At 69.0% G+C, this 20,122-nt stretch carries 21 protein-coding genes; 10 read left to right on the top strand and 11 right to left on the bottom strand.

Translation table 11 applies throughout. The annotated features are described in order from the left end of the window. Positions 1-15: 15 nt before the first annotated feature. The 7 genes from acnD to K0H49_RS20325 form a co-directional block, all read right to left on the bottom strand. Positions 16-2,640: a Fe/S-dependent 2-methylisocitrate dehydratase AcnD gene (acnD, locus tag K0H49_RS20355; protein ID WP_219216309.1), complete on the bottom strand. Its 2,625-nt coding sequence runs from the start codon at positions 2,638-2,640 to the stop codon at positions 16-18. Between the two features lie 140 nt (positions 2,641-2,780). Beyond that, positions 2,781-3,959: a bifunctional 2-methylcitrate synthase/citrate synthase gene (gene prpC, locus K0H49_RS20350; protein ID WP_219216307.1), complete on the bottom strand. Its 1,179-nt coding sequence runs from the start codon at positions 3,957-3,959 to the stop codon at positions 2,781-2,783. Then, positions 3,956-4,351, bottom strand: coding sequence for an acyl-CoA thioesterase (locus K0H49_RS20345; protein ID WP_219216305.1), 396 nt, complete (start codon positions 4,349-4,351; stop codon positions 3,956-3,958). The genes prpC and K0H49_RS20345 overlap by 4 nt, the downstream gene beginning before the upstream one ends. Positions 4,352-4,523: 172 nt before the next feature. Continuing rightward, positions 4,524-5,444 (bottom strand): LysR family transcriptional regulator, encoded by a 921-nt coding sequence (locus K0H49_RS20340; protein ID WP_219216303.1) that lies wholly within the window; start codon positions 5,442-5,444, stop codon positions 4,524-4,526. Positions 5,445-5,519: 75 nt separating this feature from the next. Continuing rightward, a complete protein-coding gene (locus K0H49_RS20335; protein ID WP_219216300.1) occupies positions 5,520-6,959 on the bottom strand; it encodes an aldehyde dehydrogenase family protein in 1,440 nt (479 codons plus the stop codon). Continuing rightward, the gene (locus K0H49_RS20330; RefSeq protein ID WP_219216298.1) at positions 6,956-7,936 is read right to left on the bottom strand and encodes a Bug family tripartite tricarboxylate transporter substrate binding protein; all 981 of its coding nucleotides are present in this window, start codon (positions 7,934-7,936) and stop codon (positions 6,956-6,958) included. The genes K0H49_RS20335 and K0H49_RS20330 overlap by 4 nt, the downstream gene beginning before the upstream one ends. A 285-nt stretch (positions 7,937-8,221) precedes the next feature. Beyond that, a complete protein-coding gene (locus tag K0H49_RS20325) occupies positions 8,222-8,953 on the bottom strand; it encodes a TenA family transcriptional regulator (protein ID WP_219216296.1) in 732 nt (243 codons plus the stop codon). 259 nt (positions 8,954-9,212) lie between these two features. Between K0H49_RS20325 and K0H49_RS20320 the strand changes: the two genes are divergently transcribed. The 5 genes from K0H49_RS20320 to K0H49_RS20300 are packed head-to-tail and all read left to right on the top strand — an operon-like array spanning position 9,213 to position 11,805. After that, positions 9,213-9,518 carry a 2Fe-2S iron-sulfur cluster-binding protein gene (locus tag K0H49_RS20320; RefSeq protein WP_219216294.1) on the top strand — a complete coding sequence of 102 codons (306 nt, stop codon included), beginning with the start codon at positions 9,213-9,215 and terminating at the stop codon, positions 9,516-9,518. Positions 9,519-9,537: 19 nt separating this feature from the next. Continuing rightward, complete coding sequence (locus K0H49_RS20315) at positions 9,538-9,864, top strand: ferredoxin (protein ID WP_219216292.1); 327 nt, start codon at positions 9,538-9,540, stop codon at positions 9,862-9,864. Beyond that, complete coding sequence (locus K0H49_RS20310; RefSeq protein ID WP_219216290.1) at positions 9,861-10,178, top strand: 2Fe-2S iron-sulfur cluster-binding protein; 318 nt, start codon at positions 9,861-9,863, stop codon at positions 10,176-10,178. The genes K0H49_RS20315 and K0H49_RS20310 overlap by 4 nt, the downstream gene beginning before the upstream one ends. After that, positions 10,175-10,948, top strand: a complete 774-nt coding sequence (locus K0H49_RS20305; protein WP_219216288.1) for a ferredoxin--NADP reductase — start codon at positions 10,175-10,177, stop codon at positions 10,946-10,948. Before K0H49_RS20310 ends, K0H49_RS20305 begins: the two co-directional genes overlap by 4 nt. 38 nt (positions 10,949-10,986) lie before the next feature. Further along, on the top strand, positions 10,987-11,805 hold the full coding sequence (locus K0H49_RS20300) for an alpha/beta fold hydrolase (RefSeq protein WP_219216287.1): 819 nt from the start codon (positions 10,987-10,989) through the stop codon (positions 11,803-11,805). Between the two features lie 20 nt (positions 11,806-11,825). Here the strand turns inward: K0H49_RS20300 and K0H49_RS20295 are convergent, their stop codons facing one another. Then, the gene (locus K0H49_RS20295) at positions 11,826-12,143 is read right to left on the bottom strand and encodes an NIPSNAP family protein (protein WP_219216284.1); all 318 of its coding nucleotides are present in this window, start codon (positions 12,141-12,143) and stop codon (positions 11,826-11,828) included. A 264-nt stretch (positions 12,144-12,407) separates the two neighbouring features. Here K0H49_RS20295 and K0H49_RS20290 point away from each other — a divergent pair, with 264 nt between their 5' ends. The 5 genes from K0H49_RS20290 to K0H49_RS20270 are packed head-to-tail and all read left to right on the top strand — an operon-like array spanning position 12,408 to position 17,453. Then, positions 12,408-13,382 (top strand): tripartite tricarboxylate transporter substrate binding protein, encoded by a 975-nt coding sequence (locus tag K0H49_RS20290; protein ID WP_219216282.1) that lies wholly within the window; start codon positions 12,408-12,410, stop codon positions 13,380-13,382. 7 nt (positions 13,383-13,389) lie between these two features. Beyond that, positions 13,390-15,114 (top strand): acetolactate synthase catalytic subunit, encoded by a 1,725-nt coding sequence (locus tag K0H49_RS20285; protein ID WP_219216280.1) that lies wholly within the window; start codon positions 13,390-13,392, stop codon positions 15,112-15,114. Beyond that, positions 15,111-15,893 carry a 3-ketoacyl-ACP reductase gene (locus tag K0H49_RS20280; protein ID WP_219216278.1) on the top strand — a complete coding sequence of 261 codons (783 nt, stop codon included), beginning with the start codon at positions 15,111-15,113 and terminating at the stop codon, positions 15,891-15,893. Before K0H49_RS20285 ends, K0H49_RS20280 begins: the two co-directional genes overlap by 4 nt. Before the next feature lie 16 nt (positions 15,894-15,909). Beyond that, positions 15,910-16,905, top strand: coding sequence for a zinc-dependent alcohol dehydrogenase (locus K0H49_RS20275; protein WP_219216276.1), 996 nt, complete (start codon positions 15,910-15,912; stop codon positions 16,903-16,905). Next, positions 16,902-17,453 (top strand): VOC family protein, encoded by a 552-nt coding sequence (locus K0H49_RS20270; protein ID WP_219216274.1) that lies wholly within the window; start codon positions 16,902-16,904, stop codon positions 17,451-17,453. The genes K0H49_RS20275 and K0H49_RS20270 overlap by 4 nt, the downstream gene beginning before the upstream one ends. 10 nt (positions 17,454-17,463) lie before the next feature. Here the strand turns inward: K0H49_RS20270 and K0H49_RS20265 are convergent, their stop codons facing one another. Genes K0H49_RS20265 through K0H49_RS20255 form a run of 3 tightly spaced genes read right to left on the bottom strand, consistent with a single transcriptional unit; the run spans position 17,464 to position 20,035 of the window. Continuing rightward, positions 17,464-18,378 carry a LysR family transcriptional regulator gene (locus K0H49_RS20265; protein WP_219216273.1) on the bottom strand — a complete coding sequence of 305 codons (915 nt, stop codon included), beginning with the start codon at positions 18,376-18,378 and terminating at the stop codon, positions 17,464-17,466. Positions 18,379-18,413: 35 nt separating this feature from the next. Then, entirely contained in the window at positions 18,414-19,379 is a 966-nt protein-coding gene (locus tag K0H49_RS20260; protein WP_219216272.1) for a Bug family tripartite tricarboxylate transporter substrate binding protein, read from the bottom strand. Continuing rightward, positions 19,376-20,035 carry a flavin reductase family protein gene (locus K0H49_RS20255; protein WP_219216270.1) on the bottom strand — a complete coding sequence of 220 codons (660 nt, stop codon included), beginning with the start codon at positions 20,033-20,035 and terminating at the stop codon, positions 19,376-19,378. Before K0H49_RS20255 ends, K0H49_RS20260 begins: the two co-directional genes overlap by 4 nt. Positions 20,036-20,122 lie beyond the last annotated feature (87 nt).

Raw genomic sequence — 20,122 nt, 5'->3', positions numbered from 1 at the left:
AGAGGGTGGTGGTCTTCAGGCGGCCGGCTTGTTCGCGGCCAGGAAGTCTTGCGCAAAACGCTGCAGCACGCCGCCGGCCTCGTAGATCGACACCTCCTCGGCCGTGTCGAGCCGGCAGGTCACCGGCACCTGCAGCACGTCGCCGCTCCTGCGGCGCACGACCAGCGTGAGACCGGTGCGCGGCGCAGGCCGGCCGGCCACGTCGAAGGTTTCGCTGCCGTCCAGGCCCAGCGTGAGGCGCGTGGTGCCGGGCTTGAACTCCAGCGGCAGCACGCCCATGCCCAGCAGGTTGGTGCGGTGGATGCGCTCGAAGCCTTCGGCCACGACCGTCTCGACACCGGCCAGGCGCACGCCCTTGGCGGCCCAGTCGCGCGACGAACCCTGGCCGTAGTCGGCGCCGGCCACGATGATCAGCGGCTGCCGGCGGCTCAGGTAGGTTTCGATGGCCTCCCACATGCGCAGCACCCGGCCCTCGGGCTCGAGGCGCGCCAGCGAGCCCTTCTGCTGCACGCCGTCGACCACCGCCATCTCGTTGACCAGCTGCGGGTTGGCGAAGGTGGCGCGCATGGCCGTCAGGTGGTCGCCGCGGTGCGTGGCATAGGAGTTGAAGTCTTCCTCGGGCAGGCCCATCTTCGCCAGGTACTCGCCGGCGGCGCTGTCGAGCAGGATCGCGTTGGAGGGCGACAGGTGGTCGGTCGTGATGTTGTCGGGCAGGATGGCCAGCGGCCGCATGCCGCGCAGCGTGCGCGGCACGGCCGCGAGCGCGCCCACCCCTTCGCTGTCCCAGTAGGGCGGGCGGCGGATGTAGGTCGACTGCGGGCGCCAGTCGTACTGCGGGCTGACCTTCTCGCCGCTGTCCGGATGGATCGCGAACATGGGCTCGTAGACCTGGCGGAACATCTCGGGCCTGACCGAAGCCGCGACGATGGCATCGATCTCCTCGTCGCTGGGCCAGAGGTCCTGCAGGCGGATCTCCTTGCCCTCGACGACGCCCAGCACGTCGCGCTCGATGTCGAAGCGGATCGTGCCCGCGATCGCGTAGGCCACGACCAGCGGCGGCGAGGCCAGGAAGGCCTGCTTGGCATAGGGATGGATGCGACCGTCGAAGTTGCGGTTGCCCGAGAGCACCGCGGTGGCGTAGAGGTCGCGGTCGATGATCTCCTGCTGGATCGCCGGATCGAGCGCACCCGACATGCCGTTGCAGGTGGTGCAGGCGAAGGCGACGATGCCGAAGCCCAGCTGTTCGAGGTCTTTGAGCAGGTCGGCGTCGCGCAGGTAGAGCTCGACGGCCTTGGAGCCCGGTGCCAGCGAGGACTTGACCCAGGGCTTGCGCTGCAGGCCGAGCCGGTTGGCGTTGCGCGCCAGCAGTGCGGCCGCGATCACGTTGCGCGGGTTCGAGGTGTTGGTGCACGAGGTGATGGCCGCGATGATCACCGCGCCATCGGGCATCAGGCCCGCGGCCTCCTGCTGGCGCGCCGCATCGAGTCCGACGGCGATCTCGCGCGCGGCCAGCTGCGAGGTCGGCAAGCGGCGGTGCGGGTTCGACGGGCCGGCCATGTTGCGCACCACGCCCGAGAGGTCGAAGCGCAGCACGCGTTCGTAGCGGGCGGTCTGGAGTGCGTCGCCCCAGAAGCCGGCCGTCTTCGCGTAGATCTCGACCAGCGCGACCTGCGTGTCCTCGCGGCCTGTGAGCTGCAGGTAGGTCAGTGTCTGCTCGTCGATGTAGAACAGCGCGGCCGTGGCACCGTACTCGGGGCACATGTTGGAGATGGTGGCCCGGTCGCCGATGGTCAGGCCCTGCGTGCCTTCGCCGAAGAATTCGAGGTACGCGCCGACCACCTTCTGCTGGCGCAGGAATTCGGTCAAGGCCAGCACGATGTCGGTGGCGGTGATGCCCGGCTGGCGCCGGCCGGTGAGCTCGACGCCGACGATGTCGGGCAGGCGCATCCACGAGGCGCGGCCCAGCATCACGTTCTCGGCCTCGAGGCCGCCCACGCCCACGGCGATCACGCCCAGTGCATCGACGTGCGGCGTGTGGCTGTCGGTGCCCACGCAGGTGTCGGGGAAGGCCAGGCCGTCCTGCACGTAGACCACCGGCGACATCTTCTCCAGGTTGATCTGATGCATGATCCCGTTGCCCGCCGGGATCACCTCCATGTTGGCGAAGGCGCGCTTGGTCCACTCGATGAAATGGAAGCGGTCCTCGTTGCGGCGGTCCTCGATCTGCCGGTTCTTCTCGAAGGCCTGGGGATCGAAGCCGCCGCACTCCACGGCCAGCGAATGGTCCACGATCAGCTGCACCGGCACCACGGGGTTCACCTGCGCCGGGTCGCCGCCTTCAGCCGCGATCGCATCGCGCAGGCCCGCCAGGTCCACCAGCGCGGTCTGGCCCAGGATGTCGTGGCACACCACGCGCACCGGGTACCAGGGAAAGTCGCGGTCGCGAAGGCGCTCCACGAGCTGCAGCAGGCAGTCCTCAAGGATGGCCGGGTCACAGCGCCGCACCAGGTTCTCGGCGTGCACGCGCGCGGTGTAGGGCAGGCCGTCCCAGGCGCCGGGCTGCAGGGCATCGACCGCCGCGCGCGCGTCGATGTAGTCCAGCGCGGTGCCGGGGAGTTTTTTTCGGTAGGAAGAGTTCATCGTGGGGGATCGGTCGCCGGGCGCGCCGCGCGCCTCTCTGGAATCAAGGCTCGGTTCTTGTTCGGTGCGGGACTCGTTGTCCTGCACGACTTTGGTACGGCGCCGGATCGCCACGTGGGCATCCAGCGCTGCGCCGCACTTCAGCTGCGCGCCCCGATCGGCACGAACACCAGGTCTTCCGGGCCGGTGTAGTGGGCGCTCGGCCGGATGATCTTGTTGTCGACGCGCTGCTCGATCACGTGGGCCGCCCAGCCGCTGGTGCGGGCGATCACGAAGAGCGGCGTGAACATGGCCGTGGGCACGCCCATCATGTGATAGCTCACGGCGCTGAACCAGTCCAGGTTGGGGAACATCTTCTTGACCTCCCACATCACCGACTCGAGCCGCTCGGCGATGTCGTACATCTTGGTCGAGCCGGCCGCGTCGGACAGCTGCCGGGCCACGCCCTTGATCACCACGTTGCGCGGGTCGCTGACCGTGTAGACCGGGTGGCCGAAACCGATCACCACTTCCTTGGCTTCGACGCGCCGGCGGATGTCGGCCTCGGCCTCGTCGGGGGCGTCGTAGCGCTTCTGGATCTCGAAGGCCACCTCGTTGGCGCCGCCGTGCTTGGGCCCGCGCAGCGCGCCGATGGCGCCGGCGATCGAGGAGTACATGTCGCTGCCGGTGCCGGCGATCACGCGCGCGGTGAAGGTCGAGGCATTGAACTCGTGCTCGGCATACAGGTTCAGCGAGGTGTGCATGGCGCGCACCCAAGCCTCCGAGGGCTTCTCGCCGTGCAGCAGGTGCAGGAAGTGGCCGCCGATGGAGTCGTCGTCGGTCTCCACCTCGATGCGCTTGCCCTGGGTGCTCCAGTGGTACCAGTACAGCAACATCGAGCCCAGCGAGGCCATGAGCCGGTCGGCGATGTCGCGCGCGCCGGGCAGGTTGTGGTCGTCCTTCTCGGGCAGGATGCAGCCCAGCGCCGAGACGCCGGTGCGCATCACGTCCATCGGATGGGCGCCGGCGGGCAGGCTCTCCAGCGCGCTCTTCACGCTCGCGGGCAGGCCGCGCATGGCCTTGAGCCGCGCCTTGTAGGCCTTGAGTTCGGCGCGCGTGGGCAGCTTGCCGTGCACCAGCAGGTGCGCGATCTCCTCGAACTCGCAGACCTCGGCGATGTCCAGGATGTCGTAGCCGCGGTAGTGCAGGTCGTTGCCGGTGCGGCCGACGGTGCACAGCGCGGTGGTGCCGGCGGTCACGCCCGACAGGGCGACGGACTTCTTGGGTTTGAAGGCGGCCGCCGGTGCGGCGCGCTCGGTCGTGGGGGTCGTGGTGGTCATGCGGTTTCCTTGTCCAGGTAAGAACGGTCGATGGCGGCGGGGCGTCCGGCGGCGTCGATCGCCACCATCTCGAACACGCCCTTGAGAACCTCTTCCGCGGGAATGCCGGGCCTGTCGGCCAGGCCGGTCACGCACACGGTCATCGAACTGCGGCCGATGCGGCTGACCCAGCCGCGCAGCGTGAGCTGGTGGCCCACCGGCACGGGCGCGAGGAAGTCGGCACGCGTCACGCCGGCCATCACCACCTCGCGCTGCGCCAGCCCGCGCGCCGCCAGGAAGGCCGCCTTGGTCATGAGCTGCAGCCCCTGCCCCGCGAACAGCGTGCCGCGGTGATTGGCATGGGCGGGCAGCACCAGTTCGTGCAGCGCGGTGGTTCCAGCGGGTGGGTTCATGGCCTCGCAATCTACGCAAAGGCGCGTTGCCACGGAAGGACTGAAAAGGCGAATCTGTGCGAAGTGAAATCTGCGAATTTGCGAAGCTTGCGAATTGGCAAAGGCCGCTCAGCCAGGCGGCGGGCGAAGCGTCGACGCGGCGCGGCGGCGCCTCAGCGCACGCCCGCGCGGCTCACTTGCGCGCGTCGCCCGCGCTCAGCACGCGCCGGATCTCGTCGGCCACCAGGTCGATCAGCGCGTGGGTGGCGGCACTCAGCGGCCGGCGCTTGTGGCTGATGCGGACCACGTGCCGCACGATGCGCGGCGACAGGATCGGGCACACCGACAGCGTGCCCTCGTTGACCGCGCGCTGCACCACGATGCGCGGCAGGATGGTGGCGAAGCGCGTGCGCTCCACCAGCCGCACGATGGTGCTCAGCACGTCGATCTCGAACTTGGGCGCGAGCACGATGCCCTCCTGCCGGGCGGAGGCCTCCAGCACGCCGCGCAGCCCATGCCGGCGCGTGGGCAGCACCAGGTCGAGGTCGAGTTCGGGCAGCCGCGCGAGCCGCACGTTGGCGGGCAGCCGGGGGCCGTGCTCGGCGCTCGTGACCAGCAGCATGTCTTCCTCGGCCAGCGATTCGGTGGCCAGCGAGAGCTTGGCGCGCGGCTCGTTGATGATCGCGACGTCGAGCTGGCCGCTGGTCACCCAGTCGATCAGCATGGCGCTGTAGCCGACGGAGACCGTGACCTCCACATGCGGGTAGGCTTCATTGAAGCGCGACAGCGCCTCGGGCAGCACGCTCTCGGCCACCGAGGAGATCAGGCCCAGCGACACATGCCCCGTGACCACCTCGCTGCGCTGCGCGAGCTGTTCGCGCGCATTGTCGATGTCGCGCACGATGGGCAGGAACAGGCGGTACATGAGCCGCCCGTGCGCGGTGGGCGCCATGCCGCGCCGCTTGCGCTCGAACAGGGGCTGGCCCAGCTCTTCCTCCAGCTTCGCGATCTGCATGCTCAGCGTGGGCTGGACCACGTCGAGCCGCTTGGCGGCCTGCGTCATCGAGCCGTCTTCGAAGAGCGCGAGAAAGTACTGAATCTGCCGGAGGTCCACGCGGGCCTTGTGGTGTGAGATCGCCCGGAGGCGCGGGTGGAGCGCGATTGTAGAAGGCGCCCGCGCAGCCTTGGCTCAGGCCGTGCCCACCTGCTGGTAGATGTGCTTGATCTCCTGGAAGTCGATCAGCGCGTCGTAGCCATGCAGCCGGCCGAGGCCGCTGCGCCGGTAGCCGCCCGTCTCGGCCTCGGCGAAGAGCTTGTTGTGGTCGTTGATCCAGACCGTTCCGTTGCACAGCGCGCGGGCCACGCGCATCGCGCGCGCGCCGTCGCGCGTCCAGACGCTGGCCGACAGGCCGAACTCGGTGTGGTTGGCGCGCACGATGGCCTCGCGCTCGTCCTCGAAGCGCTCCAGCACCAGCAGCGGGCCGAAGATCTCCTCCTGCACGAAGAAGGCCCGCGTGTCGCGGTGCGCCACCAGCGACGGGTGCACGAAGTTGCCTTCGCGCCGGCCGCGCAGCAGCACCGCATCGGCCGCCTGCAGCGCATCGTCGATGCGCTGCCCCACCAGCCGGGCCGCGTCGGCGTCGATCAGCGGCCCGATCTGCGCGCCCTCGACCAGCCCCGGCGCCACGCGCTGCGCGGCCAGCGCAGTGGTCAGGGCCTGCTGCATGGCGTCGTACTGGCGCGCATGCACCAGCACGCGCCGCGCGGCCGTGCACTGCTGGCCGCTGATGATGGTGGCCGCCACCGCGATCGCGGCCGCGGTCTGCTCGACGTCGGCGTCCTCGAACACCAGGCAGGCCGACTTGCCGCCCAGTTCCAGCGAGAGCTTCTTCATGGTGGGCGCGGCCGCGGCCATGATGCGCTGGCCGGTGGCGTTGGAACCGGTGAAGCTCAGCACATCCACCTCGGTGCTCTCCGACAGGTACTGCGCCACCGCATGGCCGTCCTCGCTCACCAGGTTGACCACGCCGGGCGGCAGGCCCTCGCAGGCGTGCAGGGCCTCGATCACGCGCGCGGTGATCAGCGCCGTCTGCGGCGCGGGCTTGATCACCGTGGTGCAGCCCGCGGCCAGTGCCGGCGTCAGCGAACGAATCAGCAGCACCACCGGCGCGTTCCACGGCACGATGATGCCGGCCACGCCCGCGGGCTCCTTGAGCAGGGTCGAGTAGGCGCCGGGCTCGACCTCGAACACATGGCCCGGCATGTAGCGCGTCAGGCCCGCGTAGTAGCGGATCTCCGACACCGCCCCCGCGATCTCGCCGCGCGACTGCGCCAGCACCTTGCCGTTCTCGCGGGTCAGCAGCTGCGCCAGCGGCTCGGCCTGCGCCTCCAGCCGGTCGGCCCAGCGCAGCATCACCAGCTGGCGCAGGCGCGGGTTCTGCGACCAGCCCGGCAGCTCGAATGCGCGGCGCGCCGCGGCCACGGCCGCCTTGGCATCGCCGCGCTCCGAGGCCGCATGGCGCCCGAGCGGCGCGCCGTCGGCCGGGTCGTGGCGATGGCCCCACGCGCCGCCGGCCGCGGGCTGCCAGCGGCCGTCGATGAGGTTGAGGGCGTCTTGTTGAATGGTCATGCTGCGGTGATGTTGTTCTGTTGAATGACGCGCTTCCATAGCGCCATCTGGCTCTCGATAAAGCTGTGAAACTGTTCCGGCGTCCCGCCATCCGGCACACAGCCCTGCTGGGCGAAGATCTTCTTGACCTCTTTCGAGGCCAAGATCGTGTTCATTTCGCGATTGAGTTTCTCGACCATCGGTCTCGGCGTGCCTCGCGGCACGACGAAGCCGTGCCAGGACGAAACTTCATAGCCCTTGATGCCTGCCTCGGTGGCAGTTGGGATTTCCGGCATCAACGGTGAACGCTGGGCGCTGGCAATGGCCAGCGGACGCACCTTGCCTGACTGGATGAAGGGCAGCGCATGGGGCAGCAGATCCATCGCCAGCGACACCTGCCCTCCCGCCAGATCGGTGAGCATCGGCGTGCTGCCCTTGTACGGAATCTGGTTCATCCGTATGCCCGCCAGATTCTCGAACAACACCATCGCGAGATGGTTGGACGACCCCGGCCCCGACGTTCCATAGTGGATCGTGCCGGGCTTTGCCTTGGCCGCCGCGAGGACTTCCGTCGCGTTGCGGTACGGGCTGTCCGCATTGGCCAGCAGCACCATCGGTGAACGCCCCGCCAGAATCACCGGATCGAAAGCCTTGTCGCTGTCGTAGGGCAACTTGTAGAGCCAGGGATTGGCCGCGAACGGAAACTGAATCACCAGCAGCGTGTAGCCGTCATTGGGTGCCCTTGCGACCGCCAACGAACCGATGGCCGTTCCCGCACCCGGCTTGTTGTCGACCACGGCCGGCTGCTTCCAGACGTTGCTGAAATGGGTGCCGACGATGCGACCCAAGGTATCGTTGAAACCACCCGGTGGGTAAGGCACGACGATTCGCATGGCCTTGGAAGGGTAGCTGCTCGCCGTCTCCCCCTGTGCCCAAAGGGCGGGAGCGAGCGTGGAACTCAGCAAGGCAGCAGTCGCATCGCGGCGTGAAATCGGCATGTTTTTCTCCTGTATCGGGGGGGCAGACAGGCAGGTGCCCCGTCTCCGTCGCTTGGTGACCTGCAGGCAAACGCCGCCACCGTGCGGCACCGGGGTACGGCCCATCGGCCTCGACTTGAACTCTCGCGCTTCATCAAACGCACAAGGTCATCGCATCTGGCGTGACGAGCGGGCCAACGTGAAAGAGATGTTCTCGAGACACACCGGATGGATGCCGGCCCGGACCACCGCATCGAACGCCCGCTCGTCCGCCAGACCTGGAGCTTGGGACTTGAGACTTGACCCTCAGTCGACCAGCACAACCGCTTCCTTCTCCAGGTCCTGCTGGACGTACACGCGGAAGAGCTCCGCGGTGTACAGCAGGCGCATCTGCGCGCCGACTTCGCAGGCCTTGAGGCAGGCGGCCTGCAGCGCGGGCGTGTCGGCATGCTCGATCACGATCTGGTAGCCGCGCTCGCCGTGGATCTCGTCGGACACGATGTGCAGGTCGAAGAACTCGACCTCCTCGTCGGTGAACTTGTACTGGTCGCGCAGCGTCGGCGCCTGCTTGCGGTAGATCGAGGGCACTTGCGACTCCAACCCCACCACGATGCCGGCCACCGCGATGATCGGGTTCTCGCGCATCGCCATCGAATAGCACCAGCTCTGCAGGCCGCGCGTCGAGGGCAGCATGTTGTCCGGGTTTGTCACCCGCGCGCGGGAGGAGCCGCAGGCTTCCGCGAAGCGGATCAGCAGGTCGGTGTGGCGGTCGCCGCCGATCTCTTCCTCGTACATGTTGGCCAGCATGAAGTCCTTGACCTCGAGCAGATGGGCCGGCGTGCGTGCGTAGATGAAGCCCAGGTAGTCCGCGAACGGGCCCACGTAGTGGTAATGGTTCTCGGCCCAGCGCGCCAGATGCGTGCGTGAGAGCCGGCCCTCGGCCCAAGCGATGCTGAAAGGCGATTTGTTCGCGCTCTTGCCCCGCACCGTTTCTTCAAGTGCGTGGCGGAAGTCTTCCTTGCTCATCAATGCGGTCATGGGGTGGTCCTTTGTCGGTCTGAACGGAGGTCCGCGGCCACCGGGAGGCGCGCGGCACGGGGCCTTTTCGGGCCTGGCGTGATCCTATGAAGAGACGATGAAAACCGTCCACTCCTATCAATATCTCTGATGTCACGCATCGGCGGTGCTGATGTGGTTTGACGCGCGCCGGCCTTCGCTTCGACATTAGCCCTCGAGCCCTGGCGCCGACCGATGCGGCCCGAGCGCCCCACCCCTCGACCCATGGAACCGATTGCCCATGCCCAAAGTTGTGATCCGTAAAGACGGCCAGTGCCACGAAGGCGAGGTGCGGCCCAACACCAACCTGGTGGTGCGCGCCGGCATCAAGCAGTTCCCTTTTCCGCACCTCGACTACGGCTGCGGGATGGGCAAGTGCTCCAAGTGCATGTGCAAGGTCCTGCGCGGCGCCGAGCACCTGGCCGAGCCCAACTGGAAAGAGAAGAAGCAGCTCGGCGACCAGCTCGACGCCGGCTTCCGGCTGGCCTGCCAGCTCTGGATCCATCACGACATCGAGATCAGCCAGGGCGAGAGCGCGCCCACCTGAAACCCCACCGACCCCTCCCATGGCCTCTGCATACGTGATCCTCACGAACAAGGACGGGCAGTTCCGCACCGAACTGTGCGACGGACTTCATCCCGTCGAAGCCCACGACTATTTCTTCTGCGGCCAGCGGCGCGCGCGCTTCGTGATCGCACAGCTGCTGCGGCCGGTGAAGGTCGCGATCGTGGAAGACGGCGATCCGCCCCTGCGCAATCTCGTGCCCTCCAAGTTCCTGCCGGGCTTCGACACGCTCGAGGCCGCGCGCGAGGAACTCTCGCAGCTCGTGAACTTCGGGACCCTGGACGTGCGCCTGGTGCGCATCGACGCATCGGAACTCGACCGCCCATGATCAGCATCACCTTCATCACCAACGACCACAAGGTCCTGACCGCGCCCGAGAACAGCAACCTGCTGCGGGTCTCGCTGCGCGGGCAGGGCGGCATTCCCTTCAAGTGCGGCGGCGGCCTGTGCGGCACCTGCAAATGCCGGATCGAACGCGGCCTGGAACATGCCGACACCGTGAAGCCCAAGGAGCGCAAGCACCTGTCGGAGGCCGAGCTGGCACAGGGCTACCGCATGGCCTGCCAGACCTTCGTCGGCGGCGACGTCAGCGTCTCCTGGTCCCCCGCCCCTTCCCCCACCCAAAACGGCAGCGCCCCATGACCGACCCCGACAGCTTCCCCGTCCGCGTGCTCGCACGCGCGACCGTCGCCACCGACACCGTGGCCTTCTTCCTCGAGCGCCCCGCGGGCTTCGAATTCGAGGCCGGCCAGTTCGTCAGCGTTCAGCTGGCCGGCTTCGACGTCCCCGAGGACGGCTCCGACGACGGCGAGCGCATGCTGTCGATCGCCAGCGCGCCGCACGACGCGCAGCTGATGATCGCGATGCGCATGCGCGACACGCCCTTCAAGCGCCACCTGTCGGCCTGTACGCTCGGCGCCGACGGCGCCAGCGTGCTGCTGAGCCCGGCGATGGGCGACTTCGTGCTGCCCGCGGACCCGAGCCGGCCGCTGGTGATGCTGGCCGGCGGCATCGGCATCACGCCCTTCTTCAGCATGCTGCGGCACCTGCAGCACGAAGCGGCATGCGGCAAGGCCACACCGCCCGTGACCCTGCTCTATGGCAACCGCACGCCCGATCTCGCGGCTTGGGGCGACGAACTCGCGCGGCTCTGCGCCGATCTGCCATCGCTGCGCGTGGTCCATGTGATCGCCGAACAGGGCGAGGCAGCACCGCATGGCGACGCGATCACGCCGGCCACGCGCAGCGGGCTGATCACCGCCGAGCTCATCCAGCAGGAAGTGCCTGACTGGCAAGCCTGCAGCTACTACATCGTCGGCCCCACGGCGATGGTCGCGGCCATGCAGGACTGCCTCGACGCCTGCGGCGTGCCGCCGGAGCAGGTGGCGATCGAGTTCTTCGCCGGTTATTGATTGAGCCGCCCTTCTTCCAGCACCCAAAACGCCTTCCCATGCAAAGCACCTCACAGACCATCCCCCTGCCCTCGGCCGCCAGCCAGATCGCGGTGCATCGCCACGGCGACCCTCGCGCGCCGGCCGTGTACATGGCGCACTCCATCCTCTCGAGCAGCGCCATGTGGGCCACGCAGGCGGCGCTGCTGGCTTCGCGGGGCTGGCAGGTGCTCTGCACGGATACGCGCGGCCACGGCAGCTCGGTCGCCGGCCAGCCGCCCGCCACGATGCAGCAGCTGGTCGACGACACGGTCGCGGTGCTCGACGCGCTCGGGCTCGAGAAGGTGCACTACGTCGGCCTGTCGCTGGGCGGCATGAGCGGCTTCGGACTGGCGCTGGCGCATGCCGATCGGCTCGAGAGCCTCTGCCTTTGCGCCGCGCGCGCCGACATGCCACCCGAAGCCGGGGCGCCCTGGGACGAACGCATCGCCACCGCCGAGCGCGAGGGCTGTGGGGCGCTGGCCCGGCCCACGCTGGAGCGCTGGTTCGGCCGCGCCTTTCTCGACGCGCATCCCGACACCGCGCAGCGCCTGCTGCAGGTCGCGGCGTCGACCTCGGTGACCGGCTTCGTAGGCTGCGCGCGCGCCATCCAGGGGCTGGACTACCTCGCACGCGTGCAAGAGATCGCCCTGCCCACCACGCTGATCGTCGGCGCCAACGACGGCGTGCTGCCGCAGGCCATGGCCGACATCCACCGGCGCATAGCCGGCTCGGTGCTCGAAGTCATTGCCCAGGCCGGGCACCTTCCCAACATCGACCAGGCGGCAGCCTTCGACGCCGCCCTGCTGCGGCACCTCGGAACGGCCGAACGGCGCTGAGCTCCGCGGGCCGCGCAGACTCAGTCGGCGCGCTCGAACAGCGACGCGAGCAAGCAGCCCTTCTGGCTGGCCAGCAGCGGCCCGTCCTCTTCGGACGCGGCCTTGGCCCGCCGCCACTCCTCGTCCACCCCGAAGGCTGCCCAGGCGGCGGCCCGCTGCGCTTCGCTGTCGAAGCGCACGATGTACCAGAGGTCTCCCTGCGGCGCCTCGGGAGCGAACACCGACACCACGGGGATACCCAGCCGCTCGAAGATCGGCAGCGTGGTGGCCAGGAAGCGCGTGCGCAACGCATCGGCCTTGCCGGGGGCGGGGGTGTATTGCTTGAATTCGTGGATCACTGGAGCCTTCCGTGGATGCGACCGAGCGAACGGTCATCCTAGTGAGGCGACGCGCGCGCTGGAAGCCGCTTGCGCTGATGCGACACATCAGATTTGTTGATGGCGAAGAGCTCGGCATCCCCGCATCTGTGAAAGATAGTCATCCTCGTGATTCCGTGCGACGGCTCGAACCCGACGTGCGATCTCCGTAGCATTTCTGGGCCGCTTCGACAGTGCCATGACAGGGCCTGCGTGGCGACCTTTCAACAACGGAGACAAGCTCACATGATCATCTTTCCCGCCCGTTCCCGACCGTGGCGCCAGGCCCTCGGGGCCCTCCTGCTCGCGCTCTTCACCACCGCCGCCTGCGCGGAATGGCCCCAGCGCGACATCAGCTTCATGGTCCAGTTCGGCCCCGGCGGCACGACCGACCTGGTGAGCCGCGCACTCGGCGCCGAACTGTCCAAGGACCTGGGCAAGCCGGTGATCGTGCTCAACCGTCCCGGCGGACAGGGCACGGTGATGGGCGGGCTGCTGGCCCGCGCCCAACCCGATGGCTACCAGATCGGCATGCTGTCCTCCGGCATGTCTACCTGGCAGCTCGTGACCGACACGCCGCAGAAGGTCAAGGACTTCAGTTCGATCGCCAGCGTCGGCCGCTACCTGTACGCGATCGTGGTGAACGCCGACTCACCCTACCGCGACATCGACGACCTGATCGCGGCCTCGAAGAAGACCAAGGGCGGCCTGAACTTCGGCGCGCCCAGTTCGGTCAACACGCTTGGCATGCTGCTTCTGGCGGAAAAGACCGGGCTGCAGTTCGAGACCGCCAACTACCGCTCGGGCTCCGACTCGGTGGTGGCGCTGCTGGGCAAGCAGATCGACATGGTGCTGCAGAACCCCACCGACTTCATGCCGCACGTCCGGAACGGCAAGCTGCGCGCACTCGCGGTGGCGAGCGAGACACGTCTGCGCGAACTGCCCGAGGTGCCCACGCTGCGCGAGCTCGGCTACGACGTGGTGACCGACGTCTACTTCGGCGTCGGCGGGCCCGCCAACCTGCCCGAGCCTATCCGCAAGCGCCTCGAGACGGCCACGCTCAAGGTCGTCAACGACCCGGCCTTCCAGGCCCAGTTGCGCGACACCTACGGCATCGAGCCCGCGCCGCTCACGGGCGCGCAGTACCGCGTGGTGCTGGAACGCTCGCAGGACGACGTCACCAAGCTCAAGAGTCGCTTCCCCAGTTCTTCCCCCAAGTAGGTATTTCATGTCCATTTCCGAACAGAACGGTGGCAGCGTGGCCGACCGTGTGGCAGCGGCTTGCCGTCGCCACGGCGTCGAAGTCGTCTTCGGCCAATGCAACCCCGTGCGCTTCCACCTCGCGGTGCCCAAGCAAGGCATGCGCAACATCGGCTACCGCACCGAGAACGCAGGCGGTGCGATGGCCGACGGCTATGCGCGCATCAGCCGGCAGACTGCGGTCGTGACCGCGCAGAACGGGCCGGCCGCGACGCTGCTGGTCGCGCCGCTGGCCGAGGCGCTCAAGTCCTCGGTGCCCATCGTGGCGCTGGTCCAGGACGTGCCGGTGGCGCTGCGCGAGCGCAATGCCTTCCAGGAGTACGACCACCTCAAGCTGTTCGCCGGCTGCGCCAAGTGGGTCGGCCGCATCGACACGGCCGACCGTGTCGACGAATGGGTCGACATGGCCTTCCGCGCCGCGACCAGCGGCCGTTGCGGCCCGGCGGTGCTGCTGCTGCCCGTGAACATCGCCGACAGCGAGGCCACGGGCGTGCCGACGCGCCAGGCGAACAATGGCCGCTTCCCGCTCGACCCGGTGGTGCCGGCGCCCGAGCGCGTACGCGAGGCCGCGCGCCTGCTCATGGCCGCACAGCGCCCGCTGGTCATCGCCGGCGGCGGCGTCCACCTGTCGGGCGCGGCGCAGACCCTGGCCGACATGCAGGAGCGTTTCGGCCTGCCGGTCGCGACCACCATGATGGGCAAGGGCGCGGTGTCGGAACTGCATCCGCTGTCGCTCGGCGTGGTCGGCAACGTACTCGCGGTCGGTGCGCCAGCCTACGAGGCGCGCTCGCTGATCGCCGACGCCGACGTGGTGCTGCTGGTGGGCACGCGCACCGCGGCCAACGGCACCGACACCTGGGCTCAGTACCCACGCCACGCGCGCTTCATCCACCTCGACATCGACCCGGTGGAGATCGACCGCAACTACGAGGCGCTGCGCCTGGTCGGCGATGCGCGGCTGGGCCTTGAGGCCCTGGCCGAGGCGATGGCGCACCACGAACCTGGCCTGCGCAACGCGGGACGCGCCGCACTGCAGGAGCGCATCGCGTCTTCGCGCACCGAAGCGCGACGGCTGCAGAAGGGCGTACGCACAGAGGACCGCCTGCCGATCCGCCCCGAGCGGCTGATGCACGAACTCGAGCAGCTGTTGCCGGCCGATGCGATCGTCACGGCTGATGCGAGCTATGCCTCGGTCTGGACCACGCTCTACCTCACGGCACGCCGCGCGGGCGACCGCTTCCTGGTGCCGCGCGGCCTGGCCGGCCTGGGCTGGGGCCTGCCGCTTGCGATGGGTGCGCAGCTCGCGCAACCCGGCGCGATCGTGGTGTCGGTGGTGGGCGACGGCGGTTTCGGCCATGTCTGGAGCGAACTCGAGACGATCCGGCGCCACGGCATCAAGCTGGTGCTGCTGGTGCTCAACAACGGCGTCCTCGGCATGCAGGAGGACATGGAGGTATTCCGCTACGGTGGGCACACCGACACGCGCTTCGAACGGGTGGACCACGCCGCGGTGGCGCGCGCCTGCGGCCTGCACGGTGTCACGGTCGAGGCGCCGGGCGCGCTGCGCGCCGCGCTGCAGGACGCGCTGGCGGCCGACCGGGCAACGGTGATCGACGTCATCGTCGACCCGGCTGCCTGTCCGCCGCTCACCGCCTACAGCAGCCGGCCGAGCCAGCTGGGCGGTGGCAAATGAGCGCGTCCACCGACCGCCCCGTGGCCCTGGTCACCGGCGGGCGCCAGGGCATTGGCCGCGCCTGCGCGCTCGCCCTGGCCCGCCAGGGCTTCGACCTGGTGCTGGTCGACCTGCACGACGACGAACGTGCACGGGCCACGCTGGCCGAACTGCGCGCGCTCGGCGCCCGGGCCGATCTCCGAACGGCCGACATCGCAGACCTGGCAAGCCACGCGCCCCTGGTGACCGATGTGTTCGCGCTGCACGGACGCATCGACTGCCTGGTCGACAACGCCGGCGTGGCCGCGCGGCCGCTGAAGGACGTGCTGGACATCACGCCCGCGGACTTCGACCACAACTTCGACGTCAACATCCGCGGCACCTTCTTCCTGACCCAGGCCGTCGCGCGGCGCATGCTCGAAGACCCGGCGCCGCGGCCCTACCGCAGCGTCATCGTGATCTCGTCGATGGCGGCGCACTATGCACGGCTCAACCGCTCGCAGTACTGCATGTCGAAGGCCGCGGTGGCGATGATGGCCAAGATCATGGCGCTGCGGCTCGCGCCGCACGGCATCCATGTGCACGACGTCCGGCCCGGCTTCATCCGCACCGAGATGACCGGTTCGCTCGATACCGGCCCGCAGGACGCGCGCATCGCAAGCGGCGAGGTGCCGCTGCGGCGCTGGGGCGAGGCCGCGGACGTAGGCCGGCTGGTCGCGACGTTGGCTGCCGGACTGGTGCCCTATGTGACCGGCGAGCCCTTCGTGATCGACGGCGGCCTGCGCGCCAACAGTGCCTAAGCGGGAGAACGGATCAATGCTTGCACTGCGAAAACTGTCGCCCGGCTTCGGCGTTGCGCTGGCCGAGGCCCCCACGCCACAGACGCCGGCGCCCGGCGATGTCCTGATCGAAGTCGAGGCCGCCGGCATCTGCGGCAGCGACCTGCACATCTATGACGCCAAGGGTTCGGCCTACGACTTCATGTGGCCGCGGCTGCCGCTCACGCTGGGCCACGAGTTCTGCGGCCGCGTGGTCCGACTCGGCGAAGGTGCGCCGGCCGGACTGCTCGGCCGGCGCGTGGTCGCGCTGCCGGTCGGCATCGGCACCCAGCGCGACGGCTGCTTCGCGCCCTCGGTCACGGTGCCGGCCGCCCACTGTCTGCCGATCCCCGACACGCTCGACCGCGAACTCGGTGCGCTGATCGAGCCGCTGACGGTTGCGCACCATGCCATTGCCTTGTCGGAAATCGCGGCCGGCCAGCGGCTGCTGATCATGGGCGCGGGCGCCATCGCACAGGGCGCGGCGCTGTTCGCACGCCTGGCCGGCGCACGCCAGATCGTCGTCACCGGCCATGCCGACACGCACCGTTTCGCCGTGCTGCGCCGCATGGGCTTCGACACGCTGGTCGACCGCGCCGAGGCCGGTTCGGAGGAACGGCTCGCGGCCCTGGCCGGCGAGGGCTTCGATGCGGTGATCGAAATGACCGGCGTGGCCTCGACCATCGACGAGGGCCTGGGCCTGCTGCGCCGCCAGGGCACCCTGGTGGCCACCGGCATCCACCCGGCACCGGGCGCCATCGACATCACCCGCCTGGTGCGGCGCCAGCTCCAGTTGCGCGGCAGCTACGGCAACACGCGCGAGGGCTGGCAGCAGGTGATCGACACGGTGGCCGCGCACCCGGCGCAGTTCGCGCCGCTGATCACGCACCGCTATGCGCTGCGCGACGGCCTGCAGGCCTTCGAAGCGGCGCACAGCCGCGTCGCGACCAAGGCGCTGCTCTTCCCTCATTCCTTCGAGACACCGACACCATGAACGACTTTCTCTTCGGCGGCCGACCCGAGACCGCGATCCAGGCCGGCCACGTGGTCGAAGACATCGACCAGGCCATCGCCAGTTTCAGCGCCAACCTCCAGGTGGGGCCCTGGTACCGCTTCCGCACCTCGCAGCCACGGCCCGGCGCGTTCTACCGCGGCCGCGAGGTGAACCACGACCTGTCCATCGCGCTGGCCTTCCACGGCACGCTGATGCTGGAGCTGATCCAGCAGCACGACGACCAGCCCTCGGTGTTCCGCGACGGCGTAGCGCGCCGCGGCCACGGCTTCCATCACTGGGGCATCGGCACACGACAGTTCGATGCGCGCGTGGCCGAGGAACGGGCGCAGGGTCGCGAGGCGCTCTACACGGCGCGCACCGCGCGCGGCGCGCGCATCGCCTACTTCGAGGGCGCCACGCCGCTGCACGCGATGAAGGAACTGATCGAGATCACCGACACCAGCGAGGCCTTCTATGCGGGTATCGCGCGGCAGGCGCGCGACTGGGACGGCCGCACGCTGCTGTGGCCCGGGCCGCAGGCGGCCTGACCCACGCGCTTCAGCCCGGCGGCAGGAAACCGGGCGAGGCCGCGATGCGTTCGCGCAGGAACTCGATGAAGGCCGTGGTGCGAGGGCTCGGGTTCTGGTTGTGCGGGTAGATCGCCCAGATCGGGTCGTGCTCGGGCTGCGCGTCGCTGTCGAGCAGGGTCACCAGAGCGCCGCTGGCGATGTCCCGCTCCACCACGTAGTAGGGCAGCTCGGTGATGCCCACGCCGGCCACGCACAGGCGGTGCAGCATCTCGGCCTGGTTCGAGGTGATGTCGCCGTCGACCGAGGCCGGCTTGAGCGCCGACTCGGCACGCAGACCCCAGTGGATGTCATGCGTGCGGATCGAGAAGTTAAGGCAGTTGTGGTCCTTCAGCGCCGCCGGCGTGGCCGGCGTGCCGCGGCGCGCCAGGTAGGCCGGCGCGGCGCAGATCACGTGCTTGGTCAGCCCGATCTTGCGCGCGAAGTACGCGCTGTCCTGCAGCACTCCCAGGCGGATCGCGAGGTCGATGTTGCGCTCCACAAGGTCGACCCGCTCGGCCCCCAGCTGGATGTCGATCTTGATGCGCGGAAAGCGCCGCACGAACTCGGCGATGAAGGGCACCAGCGTGTAGCCGAAGCTGGGCAGCGTGTAGATGCGCAGCCTGCCGCTCAGCTCGGCCGTGAGTTCGCTGAGGCTGCGCTGCGCATCGTCCATCGCCTCCAGCACCCGGCGCGCACCGACGATGAAGACCTCGCCCTCGTAGGTCAGCTGCAGCGAGCGCGAGGTGCGGTGGAGCAGGCGCGCACCCAGCCGCTCCTCCAGGCGCGAGATCGCCTTGCTGACAGCCGAGGCGCTGAGGTCCAGCTGGCGCCCGGCGGCCGAGAAGCTGCCGCTTTCGACCGCGCGGACGAACACGGCGAGGTCGGAGAAACGGTCATGGGACATGGCGCGAGCTTAGCGGCGCCAGGGCGCGCCGTGACTCACTCGGGCACGATCTTCGCCGCCGCCGCGGTGCGTCGCCACAGCGCCACCTCGGCGTCGACGAAGCGCGCGAAGGCTTCCGGCGTGTCCACGAAGACCTCGCCGCCGGTGGCCTCGACGCTCTCGCGCTCGGCCTCCGCCGCCTTGCGCGCCATCCGGTTGAGGTAGGCCACGGCCGCCTCGGGCGCGCCCTTGCGCAGCCACAGGCCGCTCCAGCTCGTCATCTCGTAGCCGGGCAGGCCCGACTCGGCCACGGTCGGCAGTTCGGGCAGCACCTTGAGCCGCGTGCGGCCCGAGGCCGCCAGCGGCACCAGCGTGCCGGCTCGGATCTGCGTGAGGCTGTTGAAGATGTCGACGAACATCACGTCGCAATGCCCGCCCAGCACGTCATTGAGCGCCGCGGTCGCACTCTTGTAGGGCACGTGCAGCAGCTTGACGCCCGCCATCTGCTGGTAGAGCTCCATGCCCATACGGCCGGCCGAGGTGCCGGCCCCGAAACTGATCTTGCCGGGCTCGCGCCGCGCGAGTTCGGTGAGCTGCGCGATGGTCGACACCCCGAGGCTCGGCCGCGCCACCAGCAACGAGGGCAGCCGCCGCGTGCTGCCCACGGGCACGAAATCCTGCAAGGGGTCATACGGCAGGTTCTTGATCAGGAACAGGTTCGCCACATGGGCATTGGAGGTCGCGAGCACCGTGTAGCCGTCCGCCGGCAGCCGCGCGACCTCGGCGGTGCCGATCGATCCGCCCACGCCGGCCTTGTTGTCGACCACCACCACCTGCCTGCTGTCGGCCGTGATCTGCTGCGCGATTGCGCGCGCATTCAAGTCGGTTCCGGTACCAGCCGCCCATGGCACCACGATGCGCAGTGCCTTGCTCGGATAGTCGGCGGCCCGCGCCGGCAACATGGCCGTCGACGCCGCCAGTCCGCCAGCGGCGGCGACGCGCAGCATCAGGCGTCTTCTCATTTCATCGCCTCCTGCATGTACGGCACGGTGTCCAGGCCCTCGAAGTCCGGCCGCACCACCTGGAACTTCGACTCGACGGTCACGTAGTCGAGGTAGCCGACGCGCGCCAGCGGCTTGATCTTGAGGATGTCGAGCACGCCGTCGGCGTCGATCACGTCCTCCTGGATGTGCACGCCGATCACCTCGCCGATCAGCAGGTAGGTGCTGGCCTCCGGCGTGTTGGCCGGGATGTAGAGCGACTGTCGAAGCCGGCATTCGAAGTGCACGGGCGAGGCCGCTACGCGGAGGGGCTTGACCCGGTGCGAGGCCACCGTGGGAATGCCCAGCTGGCTGAACTCGTCGACCTCCGGCCCGAAGGCCTGGGCCGAGGACACCACCCACTGGCGCAAATCGTAGGTCGCCATGTTCCAGACGAACTCGCCGGTCGCCAGCGCATTGGCGGCGGTGTCCTTCATCGAGCCGTCGGGCCGGCAGTTGACCGCCACCGTCACGGTCGGCGGGTCCCAGGTCAGGTTCTGGAACTGGCTGTAGGGCGCGAGGTTGTGCACGCCCTGCGGGCTGACGGTCGAGATCCAGCCGATGGGTCGCGGCACGCAGCAGGACTTGAAGGGGTTGTAGGGCAGACCGCTGGCGGTGCGGCCGGGTTCGTAGAACATGGCTTGTCTCCGGTTTAATAGGGATGTCCAAGATATGAATATTCCATTTGGATCTCCATCGATGTTTTGCTATGTCATCCACCAGGA

It is taken from the genome of Variovorax boronicumulans (genome assembly GCF_019352895.1).
Taxonomy (GTDB): Bacteria; Pseudomonadota; Gammaproteobacteria; order Burkholderiales; family Burkholderiaceae_C; genus Variovorax; species Variovorax boronicumulans_A.
Note: the sequence above shows the minus strand (reverse complement) of the source record. Positions and strands in the feature narration are given on the sequence as shown.

Bases quoted from the DNA above. Each gene is read 5' to 3' on its own strand.
- K0H49_RS20335 (WP_219216300.1), bottom strand. From the start codon at position 6,959: ATGACCATTCAACAAGACGCCCTCAACCTCATCGACGGCCGCTGGCAG.
- acnD (WP_219216309.1), bottom strand. From the start codon at position 2,640: ATGAACTCTTCCTACCGAAAAAAACTCCCCGGCACCGCGCTGGACTAC.
- K0H49_RS20280 (WP_219216278.1), top strand. From the start codon at position 15,111: ATGAGCGCGTCCACCGACCGCCCCGTGGCCCTGGTCACCGGCGGGCGC.
- K0H49_RS20255 (WP_219216270.1), bottom strand. From the start codon at position 20,035: ATGTTCTACGAACCCGGCCGCACCGCCAGCGGTCTGCCCTACAACCCC.
- K0H49_RS20310 (WP_219216290.1), top strand. From the start codon at position 9,861: ATGATCAGCATCACCTTCATCACCAACGACCACAAGGTCCTGACCGCG.
- K0H49_RS20300 (WP_219216287.1), top strand. From the start codon at position 10,987: ATGCAAAGCACCTCACAGACCATCCCCCTGCCCTCGGCCGCCAGCCAG.
- K0H49_RS20315 (WP_219216292.1), top strand. From the start codon at position 9,538: ATGGCCTCTGCATACGTGATCCTCACGAACAAGGACGGGCAGTTCCGC.
- K0H49_RS20265 (WP_219216273.1), bottom strand. From the start codon at position 18,378: ATGTCCCATGACCGTTTCTCCGACCTCGCCGTGTTCGTCCGCGCGGTC.
- K0H49_RS20320 (WP_219216294.1), top strand. From the start codon at position 9,213: ATGCCCAAAGTTGTGATCCGTAAAGACGGCCAGTGCCACGAAGGCGAG.
- prpC (WP_219216307.1), bottom strand. From the start codon at position 3,959: ATGACCACCACGACCCCCACGACCGAGCGCGCCGCACCGGCGGCCGCC.
- K0H49_RS20345 (WP_219216305.1), bottom strand. From the start codon at position 4,351: ATGAACCCACCCGCTGGAACCACCGCGCTGCACGAACTGGTGCTGCCC.
- K0H49_RS20290 (WP_219216282.1), top strand. From the start codon at position 12,408: ATGATCATCTTTCCCGCCCGTTCCCGACCGTGGCGCCAGGCCCTCGGG.
- K0H49_RS20325 (WP_219216296.1), bottom strand. From the start codon at position 8,953: ATGACCGCATTGATGAGCAAGGAAGACTTCCGCCACGCACTTGAAGAA.
- K0H49_RS20285 (WP_219216280.1), top strand. From the start codon at position 13,390: ATGTCCATTTCCGAACAGAACGGTGGCAGCGTGGCCGACCGTGTGGCA.
- K0H49_RS20275 (WP_219216276.1), top strand. From the start codon at position 15,910: ATGCTTGCACTGCGAAAACTGTCGCCCGGCTTCGGCGTTGCGCTGGCC.
- K0H49_RS20260 (WP_219216272.1), bottom strand. From the start codon at position 19,379: ATGAGAAGACGCCTGATGCTGCGCGTCGCCGCCGCTGGCGGACTGGCG.
- K0H49_RS20330 (WP_219216298.1), bottom strand. From the start codon at position 7,936: ATGCCGATTTCACGCCGCGATGCGACTGCTGCCTTGCTGAGTTCCACG.
- K0H49_RS20305 (WP_219216288.1), top strand. From the start codon at position 10,175: ATGACCGACCCCGACAGCTTCCCCGTCCGCGTGCTCGCACGCGCGACC.
- K0H49_RS20270 (WP_219216274.1), top strand. From the start codon at position 16,902: ATGAACGACTTTCTCTTCGGCGGCCGACCCGAGACCGCGATCCAGGCC.